The 14,866-nt window shown below is 61.2% G+C and carries 15 protein-coding genes; 5 read left to right on the top strand and 10 right to left on the bottom strand.

The features are described 5' to 3' along the window. Nucleotides 1-41: 41 nt before the first annotated feature. Nucleotides 42-1,103 (top strand): diguanylate cyclase, encoded by a 1,062-nt coding sequence (locus GKQ23_RS02420; protein ID WP_101506716.1) that lies wholly within the window; start codon nt 42-44, stop codon nt 1,101-1,103. A 176-nt stretch (nt 1,104-1,279) separates the two neighbouring features. On the opposite strand, the gene GKQ23_RS02415 is transcribed toward GKQ23_RS02420, so the two are convergent. From GKQ23_RS02415 to GKQ23_RS02405, 3 genes are read right to left on the bottom strand one after another with little or no spacing between them, the layout of a single operon-like run. Further along, a complete protein-coding gene (locus GKQ23_RS02415) occupies nt 1,280-2,569 on the bottom strand; it encodes an FAD-binding oxidoreductase (protein WP_212409686.1) in 1,290 nt (429 codons plus the stop codon). 35 nt (nt 2,570-2,604) lie between these two features. Beyond that, nucleotides 2,605-3,024: a Rid family hydrolase gene (locus tag GKQ23_RS02410; RefSeq protein ID WP_212409685.1), complete on the bottom strand. Its 420-nt coding sequence runs from the start codon at nt 3,022-3,024 to the stop codon at nt 2,605-2,607. Nucleotides 3,025-3,080: 56 nt separating this feature from the next. Next, on the bottom strand, nt 3,081-4,220 hold the full coding sequence (locus tag GKQ23_RS02405; RefSeq protein WP_212409684.1) for a tyramine oxidase subunit B: 1,140 nt from the start codon (nt 4,218-4,220) through the stop codon (nt 3,081-3,083). A 158-nt stretch (nt 4,221-4,378) separates the two neighbouring features. On the opposite strand from GKQ23_RS02405, the gene GKQ23_RS02400 reads away from it, so the two are divergent. Both GKQ23_RS02400 and GKQ23_RS02395 read left to right on the top strand, forming a co-directional pair. Further along, nucleotides 4,379-5,212: an AraC family transcriptional regulator gene (locus tag GKQ23_RS02400; protein ID WP_101506718.1), complete on the top strand. Its 834-nt coding sequence runs from the start codon at nt 4,379-4,381 to the stop codon at nt 5,210-5,212. Nucleotides 5,213-5,392: 180 nt separating this feature from the next. Further along, on the top strand, nt 5,393-6,784 hold the full coding sequence (locus GKQ23_RS02395; protein WP_056232730.1) for an APC family permease: 1,392 nt from the start codon (nt 5,393-5,395) through the stop codon (nt 6,782-6,784). Between the two features lie 196 nt (nt 6,785-6,980). Here the strand turns inward: GKQ23_RS02395 and GKQ23_RS02390 are convergent, their stop codons facing one another. The 3 genes from GKQ23_RS02390 to GKQ23_RS02380 form a co-directional block, all read right to left on the bottom strand. Further along, nucleotides 6,981-7,274, bottom strand: coding sequence for a hypothetical protein (locus tag GKQ23_RS02390; protein ID WP_212409683.1), 294 nt, complete (start codon nt 7,272-7,274; stop codon nt 6,981-6,983). A gap of 136 nt (nt 7,275-7,410) precedes the next feature. After that, a complete protein-coding gene (locus GKQ23_RS02385; protein WP_056232735.1) occupies nt 7,411-8,190 on the bottom strand; it encodes a TIM barrel protein in 780 nt (259 codons plus the stop codon). Nucleotides 8,191-8,201: 11 nt separating this feature from the next. Further along, nucleotides 8,202-9,212: a Gfo/Idh/MocA family oxidoreductase gene (locus GKQ23_RS02380; RefSeq protein WP_056232736.1), complete on the bottom strand. Its 1,011-nt coding sequence runs from the start codon at nt 9,210-9,212 to the stop codon at nt 8,202-8,204. Nucleotides 9,213-9,444: 232 nt separating this feature from the next. Between GKQ23_RS02380 and GKQ23_RS02375 the strand changes: the two genes are divergently transcribed. After that, nucleotides 9,445-11,418 carry a sigma 54-interacting transcriptional regulator gene (locus GKQ23_RS02375; protein ID WP_056232738.1) on the top strand — a complete coding sequence of 658 codons (1,974 nt, stop codon included), beginning with the start codon at nt 9,445-9,447 and terminating at the stop codon, nt 11,416-11,418. On the opposite strand, the gene GKQ23_RS02370 is transcribed toward GKQ23_RS02375, so the two are convergent. The 4 genes from GKQ23_RS02370 to GKQ23_RS02355 form a co-directional block, all read right to left on the bottom strand. After that, entirely contained in the window at nt 11,399-12,136 is a 738-nt protein-coding gene (locus GKQ23_RS02370; RefSeq protein ID WP_212409682.1) for a DeoR/GlpR family DNA-binding transcription regulator, read from the bottom strand. The genes GKQ23_RS02375 and GKQ23_RS02370 overlap by 20 nt on opposite strands. 123 nt (nt 12,137-12,259) lie before the next feature. Continuing rightward, a complete protein-coding gene (locus GKQ23_RS02365) occupies nt 12,260-12,886 on the bottom strand; it encodes a YbhB/YbcL family Raf kinase inhibitor-like protein (protein ID WP_212409681.1) in 627 nt (208 codons plus the stop codon). Between the two features lie 327 nt (nt 12,887-13,213). After that, nucleotides 13,214-13,582 (bottom strand): hypothetical protein, encoded by a 369-nt coding sequence (locus GKQ23_RS02360; RefSeq protein ID WP_056232741.1) that lies wholly within the window; start codon nt 13,580-13,582, stop codon nt 13,214-13,216. Nucleotides 13,583-13,645: 63 nt separating this feature from the next. Next, complete coding sequence (locus tag GKQ23_RS02355) at nt 13,646-13,945, bottom strand: hypothetical protein (RefSeq protein ID WP_072166272.1); 300 nt, start codon at nt 13,943-13,945, stop codon at nt 13,646-13,648. A 339-nt stretch (nt 13,946-14,284) separates the two neighbouring features. On the opposite strand from GKQ23_RS02355, the gene GKQ23_RS02350 reads away from it, so the two are divergent. Continuing rightward, nucleotides 14,285-14,725, top strand: a complete 441-nt coding sequence (locus GKQ23_RS02350) for a GNAT family N-acetyltransferase (RefSeq protein WP_212409680.1) — start codon at nt 14,285-14,287, stop codon at nt 14,723-14,725. Nucleotides 14,726-14,866: the final 141 nt, after the last annotated feature.

Genomic DNA, 14,866 nt, shown 5'->3' with positions numbered 1-14,866 from the left:
CCGATACACTGCGCTATCGACAGCTCATCCGTTGTGACACCATGCACTACTATTCACCTGACCATAACCAGCTTGCCCTGCGATCGACACGTTTCGTGCGCCGCATGTTTGCCATGCGTCAGCTCGGCACATTTCTGTGCTTTATGCCCATTCTCTCGGTGCTGACCGAACTGCAGCGCGGGTGGCCCTTTTACCTGCTGCTGGCGATCAACGCCTTTGTCTGGCCGTGGCTGGCTTACCGCCAGGCGCTCTCCTCGCCGGATCCGACCGGCAGCGAAAAACGCAATCTGACCCTTGATGCCGCTTTTGGCGGGCTGTGGGTCGGCATGATGTCGCTCAGCCCGATGCCGTCACTGATTGTGATGGCGGTGCTGGCCTCCGATCGCTATGCCGCAGGGGGCTGGCCGCAGCTGAAACCGGCGGTGCAGGCTTTCCTGCTGGTGTTCCTGTTTGCATGGCTCGGCAGCGGTATGCACTGGCAGGGTAGCTTCAGCACCCGCACCGTCTGGCTGACGCTACCGCTGGCCGCTGGCTATATACTGGTGCTGAGCGCCGTCTCTTACCAGCTGACGCTGAGCCTGCGGCGTAAAAACCGCGAACTGGAACGTATCTCGCTGATGGATCCCAGCCTGGAGATCCCCAACCGCCGGCTGTTTGACCGCCGTCTGCAGAGCGAGTTTTTACGCAGCCGCCGTAAAGAGAGCCGCGCCTGGCTGCTGCTGCTGGACGTGGATAACTTCAAGCAGGTGAACGACACCTGGGGGCACGCCGCCGGGGATTTCCTGCTGGCCGAGATCTCCGCGCTGCTGCGTAATTCGGTGGGGCCGACAGATATTCCGGCCCGCTTCGGCGGGGATGAACTGGGGGTGATCGTGCGTGATGCCGATGAAACCAGCGTGCTGATCCTCGCCACCACCCTGCAGGAAAAAATCAGTTGTCTGCGGCTGCCCGGCGCATCCGAACTGCACTGTTCGATCAGCATCGGCATCGCCGCCGCCAGCGAAGCCGAAACGCTGCAACACTGGCTGAGCCACGCCGACCGCGCGCTTTACCACGTAAAACGCAGCGGCCGTAACGCCATTCATATCTGGCGACCGGAGTAATATCCCGCCCTGAAACCTTTATGCCTGTGCCTGTGCCTGTGCCTGTGCCTGTGCCTGTGCCTGTGCCTGTGCCTGTGCCTGTGCCTGTGCCTGTGCCTGTGCCTGTGCCTGTGCCTGTGCAGGCAGGCTGTCAGCCGCAGCGCAGCACAGGCCAGCGTTTGTTCACCCGTTTTCCTTCAGCGATCGACGCGGTACGGGGCCGGGTCGATCAGCGGGGTGCTGTCCGTCACCAGATCCGCCGCCAGCTGCCCGGCCGCCGGTGAGGTGCCGAAGCCGTGGCCGGAAAAACCGGTCGCCACGGTCAGCCCCGGCAGCGCTGCCACCGCGCCGATATACGGATTTGAATCCGGCGTCACATCAATCACCCCGGCCCAGGCCTCTGCCAGCTGCGCCTGCTTAAACACTGGCCAGGCAGCGCACAGGTTCGTTATGGCTTCCTGATTCAGTGCGGCATTCGCCGCCGGGTCAAGCGTACGCACCCGTTCAAAAGGTGAAAGGCGGTCGGCCCGCCAGCGGCGGGCCAGCGCCAGATCGCGAATAAACGGCCTGCCCAGCGAAATACGCAGTGCGCTGCGCTGGGCACGCAGCTGCGGCAGATAACGGCTGCCCAGCAGCAGGTGATCCAGCGTCAGCGCGGCGTCCAGCGCACCGCGCTGGGTGACGATAAAGCCGCCGTCGATATGCTTACGGAAGGAGAAGTCAGGTGCGCCCACGGCGATCTCCGTCGGCCCGGCCAGCGGCCGGGTGCGCATCACCGTGCAGATCAGCGGCAGCGTCGCCAGCGACACGCCGTGGTTGCCCAGAAAACGTCGGGACCAGACACCGCCCGCCAGCAGCACCCGCTCGCAGCGGATTTCACCCTGCTCGGTCACCACCCCCGACACCCGTCCGGCCGACAGCGCCAGCGCACGCACCGCACAGTGTTCCACCACCACCGCTCCCCGGGCGATCGCCGCGCTGGCGATGGCGCTGGCGGCACGCGTGGGTTCGGCACGGCCGTCGGACGGCGTATAAATCCCGCCGGCCCACGGCTCCAGCCCCTCGGGTACCAGGCCGTTAATCTGCTGACGGCTGAGCAGACGTGAATCCAGCCCGAGATGCGCCACCGACTGCAACCAGCGCTCATGTACCGCCAGCTGCGCCTCGCTGCGTGAGGTAAACATGATCCCCGCCTGACGATAACCCACATCGCTACCGGTACGTTCATTCATCTCCGCCCACAGGCGATCGGCGGCCAGCGCCAGCGGAATATCCTCCGCCAGCCGGCTGGTTTTGCGCACCCAGCCGAGATTGCGCGAAGACTGCTCCCCGGCAAGGTGGCCTTTTTCCAGCACCACCACCGGAATATTGCGTTCGGCCAGCGTCAGCGCTGCGGTCAGGCCGACGATGCCACCGCCGATAATCACCACCGTGGTGGCAGAAGGAAAACCGGCCGATGTCTTCACCGGCGTAATAACTGGAGCCATAGTATGACCTTATTGATCGGTGAGAAATGAAGCCGCTACCCCACAACCTTTTCCTGTACTGCCGCACTGCCCGCACCGCGGTAAGCGGTCACTTCAATCTCTACCTTGTATTCGGCCGCGCCCAGCGGCGGGCTGGTGATGGTGGTTGCCGGGTTAATACCGCGATATTTCTCACCCAGCACCGCCAGCACCACCGCCGAATCTTCCGGGTTCTGGATAAACACCCGCGACATCACCACGTCGGCCAGGCTGGCATCGGCGGCGGCCAGCGCCCGTTCGATATTGGCAAACACCTGCAGCGTCTGCTCGCGGATATCCTCCGGGATCAGCCTGCTTTGCGGGTTGCGCCCGGCGGTATTCGAGACATAAACCCAGTTATCCACCGCCACCAGCCGTGAATAGCTGGCCTTCTCTTCAAACGGCGAGCCGGACTTCACTTTCAGAATCTGAGTCATGCGTAATTCCTTATTCATTAAACGTGCCGCAGGCCATCGCCACAGCGGTTATGGCCTCAGCGCAGCGCCGGGGTGTCCCACAGGTTGAGTTTGACGCCGATACCCATCTCCAGCGCCCGGCGATACAGCACCGTGCCCCAGGCAACATCCTCCACCGGCATACCGCCAACCGACATCAGGATAATCTCGTCGTCATTACGGCGGCCGGGGGCCTCGCCCAGCACAATCTGGCCGATATCTTCCAGCTGACCGGCGGGCAGCCGCCCTTCCGCCACCATATCCATAAAGTGCACGCCGATGATCGGGATGGTGACATGAGCCGGTTTCGGGGACTCATCGAACCACGCCTCATACAGGCCGGTATTATCCAGTACCTTGCGCACGTCCGGCTGCTCCATACCCGCGTCAATGGTGCAAGCTGACGGCATCGCCAGAAACGCGCCGGGTTTAACCCATTCGCGTTTCACCGGTGGATAGGTCGAGGGGGCACCCACCGGATTCGAACAACAGTAGGTGACGATATCTGACCCGCGTACCACCTGTTCATAGCTGTCGACCACCTGCACGTTCTTCACCTGCGGATACGTGGCCGCCAGCCAGGAGATAAAGTTGTCGATGTTCTGCTGGCCGCGCCCTTTTACCTTAATGGTGTCGATATGCGGGCAGACGGCGAGGAACGCAGAGACCGTGGTTCTGCCCATCACCCCCGGCCCGGAGAGGCCAATCACCCTGGCGTCTTTGCGCGCCAGATGGCGGGCACCGACGCCAGGTATTGCGCCGGTACGGTAGGCAGAGAGCAGGTTGGCGGACATGTGTGCCAGCGGTGCGCCGGTATCCGCATCGCTGAGCGTGAACATCAGGATCGAGCGCGGCAGCCCTTTCTCGCGGTTGGCGATATTCGAGCCGTACCACTTCACGCCAGCGGTACAGAAGCGGCCGCCGAGATAGGCCGGCATCGCCATCAGCCGGCGATCCGGGGTCGGTTTTGGCATGGTGGGGAACGGCGAGTTTTCCGGGAACATAATCATCGCGCCGTGGGAATCGTTATTGGCACCGGCCATGCGGTAGTCACCGCGCCACAGCAGGCCAAACATCTCTTCCATGGTATCGACGCAGGCGGGCATATCGGTGACACCGGCGCGGATCATGTCCGGCTCGGAGAGATAGAGAAAGTCAATTCTGGTGCTGGCAGACATGGTTATCACCTCATTGCTGGCTGTTGATGCGTTAATCAATAGCCCGGCCAGCGTGGCGCTGTATTGAAGATTTGCGACATCAGGCAGCGAATGCCCCTTACGTGAGATGGCATCCGCTTTGCATTACAGCTGTTCTTCTCAGAATTCTGGAGGCACCTATGTCGACCGCCGTACTGACCCGTCATGCTGACGCGATCTGTCCCGAACAGCCGTGGTTCGTACTTAATGCGGCCCGGCATTACGCGCTCATTGCCTCACGGCACCCGGCCATTTCACACTTCTACAGCTTTGAAGTGGCCCCGGAAGCGGCGCTGACGCTGGCGATCCCCGACGGCTGCGTGGATATCGTCTTCGACTGCGACAGCGCCAGGCCGCTGGCGCGCGCCTGCGGCTCCACGCTGAGCGTGCGCAACGCCGCGCTGCTGGCGGGCCACCGCTATTTCGGCGTGCGTTTTGCGCCGGGGGTGATGCCGGATTTTCTCGATGTGATGGCCGAGGAGTTGACGGACCACGCCTTTAACGTGTTTGAGGTGATGCCGGATGCCCGCGCCGCCTGCGAGCAGATCCTGCGCACTCCCCAGTTCTGCCAGCAGGTGGCGCTGTTTAACCAGCACTTCTCCGCCCGGCTGATGCGCAGAATGTCCCCGGCCACGGCGGCGGCGGTGCGCGCCCTGCTGCAGCAGCAGGGCAACCTGCGCGTCGACCAGCTGGAGGCGCTGACCGGCTATACCTGCCGCACGCTGCAGCGGCTGTTTCGTCACGACACCGGCCTGACGCCGAAGGCGTTTGGCCGCATTATCCGCTGCCAGGCGGCGCTGAACCGCCTGCACGCGCCCGTGCGCTGCTCGTTCACCGACCTGGCGCTGGAGCTGGGTTTCAGCGACCAGTCGCACTTTCTGCGGGAGTTTAAAACCCTGGTCAGCATGACGCCGCTGGAGTTCTGCCGCCGGGCCACGGATGCGGACTGGGCAACGCGGCTGAGCATGCACTGAGGCTGCGCCGCCGCAGGTGCTGATGACCGCGCACGCACCAGCGTTGTGCATCGGCAGCCCGCTGCCCTGTCTGATTTGTTCTATCCCTGCCGTCAGCGCTGCGAAATGATGCGCCCACTGACCCCTCCCCGCCGCCGGCTGTTATGGCGGGGTTCACTCCCTGGCAGCAGAGGTGCGGCAATGCATAACACAACCGGATTACGAAAAAATACCCTTGGGCTGGCTTCACTGGTGTTCTTTGTGGTGGCCGCCGCCTCGCCGCTGACCGGCGTGGCGGGCGGGCTGCCGGTGGCCATTTTCACCGGCCAGAACCCCGGTATTCCCCTGATCTACATTCTTGCCTGCCTGATGCTGATGCTGTTCTCGGTTGGCTATCTGACCATGAGCCGCTACGTGCAGGATGCCGGGGCTTTCTATACCTATATCGCCAGAGGGCTGGGGAAAAACTGGGGGGCTTCCGCCTCGGTGACTGCGCTGGTGGCCTACTGCTCGGTGCAGCTGGCGGTGGTCGCCATGCTCGGCTTCTTCAGCCAGCAGTTTTTAAGCAGCCATTTTGCACTGACCGTCCCCTGGTGGGCATTAAGCATGCTGTTTATCGTACTGGCGTGGATCCTCGGCATCCGGCGGGTGGAGGTGGGCGGGAAGATACTGGGCGTGCTGATGCTCGGCGAAGTGGCCATCGTGCTGCTGACCGACGTGATGCTGCTGCTGAAAAAACCGGGTGCGCTGGACTTCAGCAGCCTGAACCCTGCGGTGCTGACCCAGGGCAGCTTTGGTATCGCCTTTATGTTTTCCATCGCCTCCTTTATTGGTTTTGAATCCACGGCGATTTATGCCGAAGAGTGCCGCGATCCGCAGAAAACCGTGCCGCGCGCCACGCTCTGTGCACTGCTGATCATCAGCGCCTTTTTCTGCTTTACCAGCTTCGCGCTGCTGCAGGCTTACGACTTCGGCCAGCTGGTGACGCTGGCGCGTCAGGATCCCGGCAGCCTGTTCTTTGCCATCACCCGCAGTGTGGTCGGCCAGTGGGCGGTGGAGACCATGTCCGTCCTGCTGATCACCAGCCTGTTCGCCGCCGCCATGGCCTTTCATAACAACATTTCCCGTTATCTGTTCAGCATCAGCCGCGACGGGCTGATCTGGAAAGAGCTGTGCCGCACCCACCCGACAAACGGCACGCCGCATAATGCCAGCCACCTGCACAGCGTCATTTTTCTGCTGCTGCTGGCCGCGCTGGGCAGTATGGGGGTCGATCCGGTCGGACAGATCTTCGCCTTCGGTTCGGCCATCGCCACCCTGTCAATACTGCTGCTGCAGGTGGGCGTCTCGGCCGCCGTGATCGCCTTTTTCCGCCAGACGCGCCATACGCACAGCGGCTGGCAGGTGTTCTGGGCGCCGCTGCTGGCGCTGATTGCGATGGCCGCCACCCTGATTCTGGTGATCAACAATTTACAGCTGCTGAGCGGCAGCGACTCGAACTGGGTACAGATTATTCCGTGGTTTATCGCGATCTGCGCCTTAGCCGGGTATGGCCTGTCGCGCAGGCAGCGCGCGGCGATCGCGACAGAGTAACCTAACGGCTACGATCTCCACGCCATCCACAGCCGCTTGCCTGACCATTAAATCGCCGGGTATCACCACCCGGCGAGAGCATCACCTCCCCGCTCACAGCGGCAGCGGCCGGTTCTCCACCACCGTTTAACAGGGCACATTCCTGTACCAGAGCACTGCTACGCGGAGTAACCGACTGGCCTGAGCCTGCCGCCGGTTATTTAAGCTCCGCCGCCAGCTCGCGCAGGAACTGACTGACCCGTGGCAGCCCGCTTTTCAGCACCTCAGGATTATTGGCAAAACCAATCCGCAGATAGCCTTCCACATCCAGCGCCTCGCCGGGGGTGAACATGACGCCATAGCGCTGCAGCAGGCGAATACAGAAATCACGGGAGCCTATTGGCAGGTCATACTTCAGCAGCGCGGTGGTGCCCGCCTGCGGTTTGACATAGCTGATTAACGGCTCGCCCAGCACCCACGCGTCCAGCGTCTGCAGGTTTTCGCGCAGCAATTTCTGGTTGCGGGCGAGGATTTTGTCGCGGTTTCCAGCGCCAGGCAGCCGAAGAAGTCATGCAGCACGCCTATGCTGATGGTGTTGTAGTCGCGGTGCAATTCCACCGCCGACCATCAGATGAGTGCCCGCCGCATTACAGCGTAAACGCCTTACGGAACGCCTCCACCGCCTGCACCGAATCCCCGGATGCCCAGCCCTCCAGCGCCACCACGCCGCCATAGCCGATACCGGCCAGCGCGCGGGCGATCGCCGGGTAGTTGATTTCGCCGGTGCCCGGCTCCTGGCGGCCCGGCACGTCCGCCACCTGGATCTCACCGATATGCTTATCGCTGCGGCGGATCAGCTCCACCAGATTGCCCTCGCCGATCTGCGCATGGTAGATATCCAGGTTCATCTTCAGCCACGGGCTGTTCACCGCGCTGACCAGCGCCAGCGTCTCTTCTGCCCTGGCGAACGGTGTGCCCGGATGATCGACGGCGGTATTCAGGTTTTCAAGGGTAAAGACGCGCCCGGCCTGTTCGCCTAAGGCGGCCAGCGCCGACAGCGTCTCTTTCGCCTTCAGCCACATCGCGCCGGTCACCACCTCTACCGGCTTCACCGGCAGGCCGACGTTGTTCAGCCCGGTGCCGTGCAGGTTCAGCGACGGACAGTTCAGGCGTTCGGCCACCCGCAGCGACTCGGCGGCGCTGGAGAGTAGCTGCGCGATCTCCTCATCATCAGTCAGGTTGCCGGAGATATAGCCGGTCATTGAGGTAAAGCGCGCGCCGGTGCTGACCAGCGCGTCGATATCCTTTTTCGTCCAGTCCCAGATCTCCACGCCAAAGCCCAGCGCGTGCAGTCGTTCGACGCGCTCGATAAACGGCAGATCGGTAAACACCATTTCAGCACAAACGGAAAGCGAGTAGTGCGACATATTCAGGTTCCTTACGGTTGCACAGGCTGGTTAGTCTGCACGGATTCGATGCAGGCCAGCGCCACGGCCAGCGCGTTACGGGCGGCTTCGCCACTGGCTTCAGCCTGACGCTTGTTGCGCACACAATCAACAAAATCAGTCAGTTCTGCGACATACGCATCATGCAGCAGGTCGGTATCCTGACGTGAAGTATCGATGGAGATCCCCGCTGCGGTATAACGCACGCAGTTGTTGATATTGATACTGCCCGCCTGCAGCATCCCCTGGCTGCCGAACACTTCGGCACGCACGTCGTAGCCGTACACCGCCTGGAAGTTGGCTTCTGCGGTGGCGATCGCGCCGTTATCAAAGCGGATATTGACCACCGCCGTATCCAGCAGGCCCTGTTCTTTAAAGTCCGGGCGCACCAGCGCATCGGCCACCGCATAGACTGAAACCGGCTTCGCGCCCGGGTTAAGGTGCAGCAGGATATCGAAGTCGTGGATCAGCGTTTCCAGGAAGATGGTCCAGTGCGGGATGCGCGACGGATCGTTCAGCACCGGGTCACGGGTGGTGGATCGCAGCAGCTGTGGCGTACCGATTTTTCCCGCTTTGATCTCCTGGTACGCCGCGCTGAAACCGCTGACGTAACGACGGTTAAAGCCGACCTGCAGCACTACGCCCGCCTCTTTCGCGGCGGCAATCGCCTGGTCCGCCTCTTCCAGCGTGACCGCCATCGGTTTTTCGCAGAAGACGCCTTTACCGGCTTTCGCCGCCGCCACCACCAGTTCGGCGTGGGTACGCGCCGGGGAGACGATCGCCACGGCATCGATTTCAGGATCGTTCAGCAGCGCCTGCGGATCGGTAAAGAACTTTGCCGCACCCAGTTTCGCGGCCAGACGTTCTGCCGCCCCCGGCACCGGATCGGCCACCGCTGCCAGCGTTGCGCCCGGGATCCGCTGCGCCAGCGTCTGGCCGTGGAAAGAGCCCATACGACCGGCGCCGATCAGGCCAACGCGAATCACTTTTTGAGTCTCAGACATGCTAATTTCCTTTATGTGTAGGGTGTGGAGTTGTTGTTTTAATGACGCAACCGGGGATCGGGTAAGACACCGCAGGCCAGATACATGTCAGTTAGCAAGGGCTGTGCCAACTCCGATATCCTGAAATTTCAGTCAGTTAAAAAATGATGGCGATCACAGCATGTTTATAAACAGAACATGATTTGTGAACATGTCTGTATTATGAACACCTCAATTCGGCAGGAGTGGCAGCATGAGCGAGCAGGGGCAGTTCGGGGAAGAGGAGTGGGGGCTGATTGCCCGCATGTCGGAGGCGCCGCTGTCGGCACAGCCGGGGGAGCTGAACCGGGCGTGGGATGCGTTCGCCGCCGGTCAGACGCCACCCGGTTTACGCGGCACGGTGCTGGCTTCGTGGCAGCGCAGCCGCCGGCTGGGCATTAACCCCGAAGCGTTCCGCTACACCTTTATTGCGCCCGAGCAGCTGCGCGCGGTGCTGGAGAGCAACGCCGGGCTGATTACCATCGCGCAGGAGGTGATGCGTAACCTGCTGGCCTATAACCCGGACGGCCATATCAACCTGACCGATGCGCATGGCGTGACCATTGCCTTCTGCGGCCAGGATTTAACGCCGATCGGCAGTATTCTGCTGGAGTCGGTGCAGGGCACTAACTGCTCCGGGCGCTGCCTGAGCGAAAACCGGCTGGTGTGGCTGCTTAGCGAAGAGAACTATATGCGCGCGCTGCGCGAGCGCGGTAAACACTGCGCGGCCGCACCGGTGCGCGACGAGCTGGGCAACCTGCTCGGCGTGCTGACGCTGACCGCCAGCCAGCACGCCTTTCACTACCACACGCTCGGCACCGTGCAGGCCGCGGCGGAAGCGATTTCGCAGCAGCTTAAGCTGCGACAGCTGCTCAACGAGCAGGCCTCAATCGTCGAGTCGCTGCATGAAGGGGTGATCGTTACCGGCCCGCAGGGCACGATCCGCCTGCTTAACCCGTATGCCCGCCAGGTGCTGGCGCTGAGCGATGAGGTGCGATATCAGGATATTGATGCGGTGCTAAAGCCGGAGGGCGTCAGCCTCAAGGCCCTGCCCGCCTGCCGCGACCGCAACCTGACCGTCTGCCCGGACGGCCGCACCCGCGTCTCCTGCCTGATTTCAGTGGTGATCACTCCGGAAGGCGGCCGGGTGATCTCGCTGCGCGAGCACCGCCGCATCCGTGAAATCACCCGCCGGGTGCTCGGCAGCAGCGCCAGCTACAGCTTTGAGATGATTTGCGGCCAGTCGGCGGCGCTGCGCAGCGTGCTGAATATGGCGCGTGCGGCGGCACGCAGCGACAGTACCGTGCTGCTGAGCGGCGAGAGCGGCACCGGCAAGGAGCTGTTTGCCCAGTCGATCCACAACGCCAGCGCGCGCCAGAGCGGGCCGTTCCTGGCGCTGAACTGCGGCGCGCTGCCGCGCGATCTGGTGCAGAGCGAGCTGTTTGGCTATGAAGACGGGGCCTTTACCGGCTCACGTAAGGGCGGCGCGGCGGGGAAATTTGAGCTGGCCGACGGCGGCACGTTGTTCCTCGACGAGATCGGCGATATGCCGCTGGAGGCGCAGACCAGCCTGCTGCGCGTACTGCAGGAGGGGGAAGTCACGCGTATCGGCGGCAAGCGGCCGCTGGCGGTGGACGTGCGGATTATCGCCGCCACCCACCGCGACCTGCTGAAAGCGGTGGAGAACGGTTCGTTCCGCCGCGACCTGTGGTTCCGCCTTAACGTGATTGGCCTGGCGGTGCCGCCGCTGCGCGAGCGCCGCGAGGATATTGCCGACCTGACCGCCCTGTTCTGCGATAAAGTCAGCCGGGCGCTGCAGCGGCCGCTGCCGGCCTTCAGCGATGAGGCGCTGCGCGTGCTGAGCGGCTATGCCTGGCCGGGTAACGTGCGTGAGCTGGAGAACGTCGTCGAACGTACGCTGAATATTTGCGAAGGGGCGACGATCGCGGCGGACAACCTGCCGGACGAGCTGCGGCTGAGCGCCGGACCGCTGCGCGGCAGCGCGACGAGCAGCGCCAGCGGCAGCCTGAAAGCGGTTGAAAAAGCGCAGATCGAAGCCTGCCTGCGCGAGCTGCAGGGCAATCTGCGCCAGGTGGCGCTGACGCTGAACCTGTCGCGCGGCGCGCTGTATAACAAGATCCGCCGTCACGGCATCGACGTGGCCGCCTTCAGGCCATCAGCACCCTGATATCATGCTGGCGCAGTACCGCGAGATACTCCTGCGCCAGCAGCCGGTCGGTGATTACCGTGTCGATATCCGCATGCTGCGCAACGTTAAACGGAAACAGCCTGCCGAATTTATCCGATTCGGCAATCACAACGTTTCCCACGCGTTTCTCGAGCGCCAGCCGGATATTCTCCGCACGCATCACGTCGCGGCCGGTAAATCCCTGCTGCGGCGTGTAGCCGTCGATGCCGATAAATACCTTGTTGACGTTGATGCTGCTGATGCCCAGCCGGGTCAGCGGGCCGACCAGGCACTCGCTGCGCTTCTGCAGCACACCGCCCAGCACCACCACCTCCTGCGGGCCGTTTTTCAGCTCGCTGGCCACGTACAGGCAGGGCGTTACCACCGTGACGTCGAGGCCGGAGCGGCCAATTTCCCGCGCCAGGTGTGCGTTGCTGCTGCCGGCCTCGATAAACAGCGTGTCACCGGCGGTCAGCAGCGACAGCGCGATTCTGGCCATCGCCTCTTTTACGCTGACGTTGTTGCCGATGCGCTGATTCAGATCGTTTAAGGCGAGGGCAAAGCCGTGGGCGCGCCGCAGCCGGTTCAGCTGCTCCAGCGCCACCAGATCCTTGCGGATGGTCACGCCGGAGACGCCCAGCCACTGCGCCAGCTCCGCCACGCTGACCTTGCCCTTGCTCTCTAACCGTTCCAGAATCTGCTGATGCCGCCGTTGCACTGTGACCTCACGTTATCGTCTGCCGCTTTCATATGAAAGCGGGCTTTCATCTTACGGCAGGGCGACAAAAAGTACAGCGAGGCTCGGCGGGATTTACCACCTGCTCTGCGGCTGCCCGGAGGCTCAGACGTCAGGATTCAGCGTATACAGCCCGGTCAGGCTGGCTTCGGCCAGCACGCCGACCTTGCCCAGCGCGGCCCTGACGTTAGCCAGCACCGGCTCACCTTCGATGGTCAGCGATGGCACGTCCAGCGCGTAGAGGGTGAAGATATAGCGGTGCATCAGCTCGTCGTTCCACGGCGGGCACGGGCCGTCATAGCCAAAGTAGCTGCCGGCCATCTGCGCATCGCCGCTGAACCACAGCGTATAGTCGTTGATGCCGTGCTCAAATTCAGTCGGCAGGCTGGTGGCCGGTTTACCGCCGGCGGTAATCGCCGACGAGTGGCTGCCTGCGGCAATCTCACGCACGTCGGGTGCAATGCCGTGCAGGATCCAGTGGGCGAAGTCGATACGCGGCAGATCGCGTGAGACGGTGCGGCCCGCCTGGTTAACGTCGTCCGCGCGGGAAGGCACGTCCGGATCGTGGCAGATCAGCAGCAGCGACTGCGTCCCTGCCGGCACATCTTCCCAGCGCAGGTGCGGGTTGCGGTTGCTGGAGAGCGCAATCGGCTCGTCGCTTCCCGCTACCGCAAAGGCGAATTCGCCCGGGATCGCCGCACCGTCGTTAAAGCTGTCACTGTAAAGTTTCATGGCTGTCTGTTCCTGAAAAAGGGGAAGTAAAGGCCGCTGGCCGTCAGAACACCAGCTTACTGCATCTGCCGCAGCGCTACCTTATCCGATCCGTTCAATATAATTGCAGATACCGTCAAAATGAGCGTTAGGGTGCAAGAAAACTGTTAGTCAGACCCTTATTTTCGCGGGTACTTAAACTGCGCAGCGTGCAGCTTCAAGACCAGCCGGTTTAAAACCTCAGAGGCAGGCCGATAATCTGCTGTTTCTTTCGCTCTGAGACGGGATGCCATCGCCCTGGCAATAAACCGTTGTTGCAATGCCCATGCTCTTAGCGACTCATCCACTTCACGCCTGCCTCTTCAAACCGGCGATAAATTCAGAAACAGGCGCGGTATCTTCCTGTGAGCGCTCTTCTGCGACCGTGTATTTACCCAGCTGTTCGGTGAAATATTTTTTTTGCTCAGCGACGGCAAAACGGTTTAACAGGTCTCTGACCATCGGCTGATAGCCAAGATCATATCGGGCAGCAATCTCTTTGAGGTCCCGAATCAGTGACTTCGGCAGCCGGATTGAGATCGCCTGCAGCCCGAGCTGTTCGTCTGTTTCGTCAGCATATTGCCGGGGGGCCACGGCAACATGCTCCTCAGAGGCACCCAGCGCGCGTTTTTCCCATTCATCCACATCATCTAACAGTTCAGGGGTCTTTTTACTCATCGCGTATTCCTCTTCGAACCTTTTGAGCCCGCATTTAGCGTCCTTGCTGAATCAGTTAAACCCTTACAGCCCATGTTTGCGCCAGAGTGCTTCTTCGGTGGCATCCGGTGGATAAGCCGTCTTCAGTACCGGTAAACCAAATGCATTACCCACCCCGGCGGGTACGAAACATATTTTTAACCGCCTTCCCCGGTCTGTTTCGGCAACAAACCACAACGTCGGTGGTCGGGTCTTATTTTTTTCTCTGGTATCAATCAGATAGTTTCCGATTCGGTTATAAAAACACTCATGAACCTCTTTCGGTAACACACCGTGTTTTTGCAAAATTTTTGCTGTGACTGAAGAAGGCATGATCAAATCCATGGTGCATATCCATCCTTAGTGGCCCACAACCTGTTAAGAATAGTATATACAAAATATCGACCAATCAATTTTTTAAAAACACAATAAAATCAGATATTAAATTCATACTTAATAATAAAGGCATTATTAGTATATACAAAAACACCTATCAAATTCTGGTAGGCCAGAAGTAAAAATTGCGGATTGGCTCACCCGCAGGGCCCCGTGCCAGGGGGATCATTATCGCCGCCGTCCCTCCCCGCGCGATGAACCAGCGTTTTAGTCAGTTCTTGTCTCTTTAACCGGCCAGACCGCCTGCCTAAAGTACACAGGTTACTGTTTAATTATCAGGGGTTAACTATGGATACTTATCACTTCAGCCTGATTGACCCGGAACGGGATCGGCAGGCCAGCTTCACGCTGATGCGCGAGCTACGGCCGCATCTCGCCGATGCAGATACTTTCGCGGCGCAGATCGTTCGTCAGGCCGGGCAAGGCTATCGCCTGCTTGGCGCATGGCAGAGCGAACAGCTGATGGGGCTGGCGGGCTATCGCCTGCAGGAAAATCTGTTATACGGCCGGTTCCTCTACGTTGATGACCTTGTTGTCGCCGCTGAGGGACGCAGCCAGGGCGTTGGCGGCAGGCTGATCGACGCGCTGCGCGAGGAGGCAAAGCAGCAAAACTGTGCGCATCTGGTGCTGGATACCGCCTTAGGCAATGCCCTGGCACAGCGGTTCTATTTTCATCAGGGGCTGCTCTCAAAAGGGCTGCACTTCAGCCAGGCGTTACAGGTGCCATAAAGCATGAAAAAGACGCTTTTCCTTGAGTGCAGCCCGTTTGGCAACACTTCATCGGGTACACGGTTAGTGCAGGCTGCGCTACGCGAAAGGGGTTTAACGGGTGATGACCTCCCTCTTATCACCCGCAGCCTGGCGGCTGAG

This window comes from Erwinia sp. E602, assembly GCF_018141005.1.
GTDB lineage: Bacteria > Pseudomonadota > Gammaproteobacteria > Enterobacterales > Enterobacteriaceae > Erwinia.
Note: the sequence above shows the minus strand (reverse complement) of the source record. Positions and strands in the feature narration are given on the sequence as shown.

Bases quoted from the DNA above. Each gene is read 5' to 3' on its own strand.
- GKQ23_RS02365 (WP_212409681.1), bottom strand. From the start codon at position 12,886: ATGAAACTTTACAGTGACAGCTTTAACGACGGTGCGGCGATCCCGGGC.
- GKQ23_RS02400 (WP_101506718.1), top strand. From the start codon at position 4,379: ATGTCGACCGCCGTACTGACCCGTCATGCTGACGCGATCTGTCCCGAA.
- GKQ23_RS02405 (WP_212409684.1), bottom strand. From the start codon at position 4,220: ATGTCTGCCAGCACCAGAATTGACTTTCTCTATCTCTCCGAGCCGGAC.
- GKQ23_RS02420 (WP_101506716.1), top strand. From the start codon at position 42: ATGCACTACTATTCACCTGACCATAACCAGCTTGCCCTGCGATCGACA.
- GKQ23_RS02415 (WP_212409686.1), bottom strand. From the start codon at position 2,569: ATGGCTCCAGTTATTACGCCGGTGAAGACATCGGCCGGTTTTCCTTCT.
- GKQ23_RS02410 (WP_212409685.1), bottom strand. From the start codon at position 3,024: ATGACTCAGATTCTGAAAGTGAAGTCCGGCTCGCCGTTTGAAGAGAAG.
- GKQ23_RS02375 (WP_056232738.1), top strand. From the start codon at position 9,445: ATGAGCGAGCAGGGGCAGTTCGGGGAAGAGGAGTGGGGGCTGATTGCC.
- GKQ23_RS02380 (WP_056232736.1), bottom strand. From the start codon at position 9,212: ATGTCTGAGACTCAAAAAGTGATTCGCGTTGGCCTGATCGGCGCCGGT.
- GKQ23_RS02360 (WP_056232741.1), bottom strand. From the start codon at position 13,582: ATGAGTAAAAAGACCCCTGAACTGTTAGATGATGTGGATGAATGGGAA.
- GKQ23_RS02395 (WP_056232730.1), top strand. From the start codon at position 5,393: ATGCATAACACAACCGGATTACGAAAAAATACCCTTGGGCTGGCTTCA.
- GKQ23_RS02350 (WP_212409680.1), top strand. From the start codon at position 14,285: ATGGATACTTATCACTTCAGCCTGATTGACCCGGAACGGGATCGGCAG.
- GKQ23_RS02355 (WP_072166272.1), bottom strand. From the start codon at position 13,945: ATGGATTTGATCATGCCTTCTTCAGTCACAGCAAAAATTTTGCAAAAA.
- GKQ23_RS02385 (WP_056232735.1), bottom strand. From the start codon at position 8,190: ATGTCGCACTACTCGCTTTCCGTTTGTGCTGAAATGGTGTTTACCGAT.